Source organism: Streptomyces boncukensis, assembly GCF_011045075.1.
Classification (GTDB): Bacteria; Actinomycetota; Actinomycetes; order Streptomycetales; family Streptomycetaceae; genus Streptomyces; species Streptomyces boncukensis.
The window spans coordinates 1-4,098 of sequence record NZ_JAAKZZ010000594.1; the positions used below are offsets into that span (position 1 = coordinate 1).

Here is a 4,098-nt window from a genome sequence, read left to right on the forward strand (position 1 = left end):
GCCCGCGGTGGCGCGGGCGGGGAGCCGGGGCGGGCGGCCCCGGGTCCCTGGAGGCGGGTACGGAGGACCGCGCGCCGCCCGAGGAGGGCGTACGCCGTGGCAGCGGTGACGATACCGACCGGCAGGGCGAGGTCCATGCCGTCCAGGGCCGTGGCGAGGGGGCCGGTGTAGAGGGTGTCCACGCACAGCGCGGCGGCGGTGGCGCCCAGCGCGAAGGCCGCCGCGCCCGCCCAGTTGACGCCGTGGCGGAACCAGAAGACGCCGCCGGGGCTCTCGTCGGTCAGCGCGGGCCCGTCGTAGCGGTTGCGCCGCAGCACGATGTCCGTGGCGTAGATGGCCATGGCGGGGCCGAGCAGGACGACGGTCAGCTGGAGCACGTTGCTGACGGTGTCCAGGAAGTTGGACACCAGCAGCGCGTACAGGGTCAGCGAGACGGCGGCGGCGCCCAGGAGGAGGACGCTGACGGAGCGCCGCAGGCGCACGCCGGCGGACTGCAGGGCGAGGCCGGCGCTGTAGGCGGTCAGGGCGTTGAGGGAGACCGTGCCGAGGACCAGCGCGAGCGGGAAGACGGAGGCGAACCAGCCCGGCAGGATCCCCTCCAGCCCGGACTGCGGGTCGTTCATGTCGACGGCGGTGGCGGCGAGCGCGCCGAGCGCGCACACCACGCCGCCGGGCAGGAAGCCGCCGAGGAAGGTCCAGCCCACGATCGACTTCGCCGGTGTGGTGCGCGGCAGATAGCGGGAGAAGTCGGCGCTGGTGGTGTACGACAGCGGGGCCGCGGAGACCAGGGTGACCCCCGCGAGCAGGGTGACCCACAAGTCGGCACCGGTGGGCGCCCCCGCGGGCCGGTGGGAGAAGTCGGCGTGCGTGCACACGCCGACCGCGACGACGGCGAACGCGGCGGCGAGCACCAGCGCTATCGGCCCGTACAGCTTCATGATCACGCTGTGCCCGTAGACGCTGATGGTCAGCGTGATCGCGGCGATGACCAGGATGACGACGGTCTGGACCGGGGCCGTGGCCGTCAGCCCCGCCCGCTCGACCAGGGAGAAGGCGGCGGTCGCGGCGGCGGCGAGGTTGAGCGCGAAGTAGCAGACGGAGATCATCCAGCCGATGACCGCGTTGTTGACCCGGTTGCCGCGGACGCCGTAGATCGCGCGGGGCACCACCTCGCTCGGTGTGCCGGAGGCCGGGCCCGAGGTCGAGAGCACCCCGGTGAGCACCCAGAACAGATTGCCCACCACGATCACCGCGAGCGCCTGCCACGGGTTCAGCCCCATGAGCACGAGGGAGCCGCCGACCACCAGATTGAGGTAGTTGACGCTCGCGGCGGCCCATACGGAGAACAGGCTCCGGGGCCGGCCGTAGCGTTCCCGGTCGGGAATGTAGTCAATGCCGTGCGCCTCGATGCGGGGCGCGGGGCCGGGGCGCTGCGCAGCTTCGGGCGCCGGCTCTGAGACCTGTGCGTGCTGGTCGGGAACAGCGGCAGCCATACGCCCTCCGAAAGCTGGTCGTACCCACCTGGTTGCGTAACCGCTTGCTTATTGGTCGGCCACTCAATAGCATCCGCCCCATGGCGTCAAGAGTTCAGCGCAAGCGAATCCGAAAGTCACCTGCGGATCGACGTGCGGAAATCGTTGCGTCTGCTGCGAGAGTTGCTATTTCCGAAGGTCTGGAGGCCATCACGCTGCGCCGGATCGGGGAGCTGCTCGACATCCGGCCGGGGCTGGTCAGCCACTACTTCCCCGCGGTGGAGGACCTGGTGGCCGAGGCGTTCGGCAATGCGGCGACCGCTGAACTCGACGGCCTGCTGCCGCCAGGGCAGCGCACCGGCACCCCGTCGCAGCACCTGACCCGCTTCTTCGCACAAGCCACGGGTGAGGCGTATGACGCGATCAGCCGGCTCTGGATCAACGCCCGGCACCTCAGCCGCTACCGGCCCGTCCTGCGCGAGCGCGTCGCGGAGCAGGAGGCCGCGTGGCGCGAGCGGCTGGCGGACGTCATCCGCGCCGGAGCCGAGCGGGGGGAGTTCCGCACGGACGACGCCTATGTGACGGCCGTTCAGATCCTGGTCGTGATCGACGGCCTCGCCGCACACGCCAACACCGGAACCGACAGCACCGTCCCGCGGGTGACCCGGATGGCCGCCGCCACCGCCGAGCGGGAGTTGGGGCTGCCGGACGGGGCCCTCGCGGACTCCGCGCCCGGCGCGCCCCGTGGGCGTGGCTAGGCCGGGTCCGGCGGAGCTCGCCGGACCCGGGCTGCCCCTTGCTGTGCATTGCGGGGTGCGGCGCCGTTGTGGCTGGTCGCGCAGTTCCCCGCGCCCCCTACGGGGCACGGTCACAGCCCCGGTGCCGGACACGCCGAACCCCGTATGAAAGGAGCCACCGTGCGCACCAGTCTCATCCTGCTCTCCGGTCGCCTGCTCGACCCCGTCTCCGGCGGACTGCTGCCGGAGTCCGCCCTCGCCGTCTCCGGCGGGCGGATCGCGGACCTGGGCGACGACCGGCGGATCCGCGCCCTCGCGGACTCCGCGACGACGGTCGTCGACCTGAAGGGCGCCGTCGTCACGCCCGGTCTCGTCGACGGCCACCTCCACCCGGTCATGGGCGCCGAGTTGACCCGCGGCCTGGACCTGTCCGGCTGTACGACCCTGGACGGGGTGCGCTCGGCCCTGGCCCGCGAAGCCGCCGCGCTGCGGCCGGGCGCCTGGCTGCACGCCTGGGGGCTGGACCCGAACGTCTTCGGCGACCAGCCCGTCGCGTCCGCCGCGCTCGGCGGGGTCCTCGTTGACGTCCCGGCCTGCCTCCGGCTCTTCGACGCGCACTCCATGCTGGCCAGCCCGCGCGCCCTGGAGCTGGCCGGGGTCACCGGGCCGCGCACCTTCGAGGAGGCGGCCGAGGTCGTCTGCGACGCGGAGGGCCGTCCCACCGGCCTGCTCCTGGAGGAGGCCGCGTGCCACCTCGTCGAGCGGGCCGCGCCGCAGCCCACGCACACCGAGCGCCGCGCCCGGCTGGCCGCCGCGCTGCGGGGCATGGCAGCGGCCGGGCTCACCGGCGGCCACGTCATGGACGCCAACGGGGACGGCCTCGCCCTGATCGGCGAACTGGACGCGGCCGGTGAACTGCCCCTGCGGCTGCGCGTCGCGCCCTGGTGCCGGCCCGGCGCCGGCGCCGACGCGCTGCGCGCCCTGATCGAGCGGCAGGGCGAGGGCGGCGCCCTGTGGCGTACCGCGGGCGTGAAGCTCTTCATGGACGGCACGGTCGACAACGGCACCGCCTGGCTGGAGCACCCGGACCGCTACGGCGAGTCCACTCACGCCTTCTGGCCCGACCCCGACGCCTACAGCGACGTCGTCCGCGCGCTGCACCGGGCCGGGGTGCCCACCGCCACCCACGCCATCGGCGACGCGGCGGTCCGGCACGCCCTCGACGCGGTGGCACGGGCACAGGCGGAGGACGGCGCCGGGAACGGCACGGGGGGCGGCTCCGGGGACGGCGCGGCCGGGAGCGCGCGGGTCCGGCACCGGATCGAGCACATCGAGACCGTTCCGGACGACACCGTGCGCCGGTTCGCCCGGCTCGGCGTCATCGCCTCCATGCAGCCCACCCACTGCTGCGACTTCACCCGGGCCGACCACACCGACAACTGGTCCCGGCGGCTCGGTGAGCAGCGCGCCTCGCGGGCCTGGCGCTGCCGCGACCTGTGGGACGCGGGCGCCACGGTCGTCCTCGGCTCCGATTGGCCCATCGCCCCCTACCCGCCGCTCGGCGTGCTCGCCGGCGCCCGCCACCGCCGCCCCAGCCAGGACCTGACCCGGCCGCCGCACGGCCCCGAGCAGGCGCTGAGCGCACGGGAGGCGCTGCACGCGATGACCGCGGGGCCCGCGTACGCGGCGGGCGAGGAGCACGAGGCGGGCCGGCTCGCCGTCGGCTGCCGCGCCGATCTGACGGTGCTGGCGGACGACCCGCTCACCACCCCGGCCACCGCACTGGCCGACCTGCCGGTCGTGCTCACCGCCGTCGACGGCCGCCCCACCTACCGCGACCCCCGGCTGTGAGGCACGCCGTACCCGTCCGGCGGACGGCGGACGGGTAC

Annotated in this window: 3 protein-coding genes; 2 read left to right on the plus strand and 1 reads right to left on the minus strand. The window is 74.5% G+C overall.

Going from position 1 to position 4,098, the window contains the following annotated elements; genetic code table 11:
• A partial coding sequence (locus tag G5C65_RS32635) for a purine-cytosine permease family protein (RefSeq protein WP_165302672.1) occupies positions 1-1,493 on the minus strand: 1,493 nt, incomplete at its 3' end.
• 80 nt (positions 1,494-1,573) lie between these two features.
• Here G5C65_RS32635 and G5C65_RS32640 point away from each other — a divergent pair.
• Both G5C65_RS32640 and G5C65_RS32645 read left to right on the plus strand, forming a co-directional pair.
• The gene (locus tag G5C65_RS32640; protein ID WP_165302674.1) at positions 1,574-2,230 is read left to right on the plus strand and encodes a TetR/AcrR family transcriptional regulator; all 657 of its coding nucleotides are present in this window, start codon (positions 1,574-1,576) and stop codon (positions 2,228-2,230) included.
• A 159-nt stretch (positions 2,231-2,389) separates the two neighbouring features.
• Complete coding sequence (locus G5C65_RS32645; RefSeq protein ID WP_165302676.1) at positions 2,390-4,060, plus strand: amidohydrolase family protein; 1,671 nt, start codon at positions 2,390-2,392, stop codon at positions 4,058-4,060.
• The last annotated feature ends 38 nt before the right edge of the window (positions 4,061-4,098 follow it).

What these genes read in the sequence shown, in the direction of transcription:
- G5C65_RS32640 (WP_165302674.1), top strand. Translation starts at nt 1,574, where the DNA reads ATGGCGTCAAGAGTTCAGCGCAAGCGAATCCGAAAGTCACCTGCGGAT.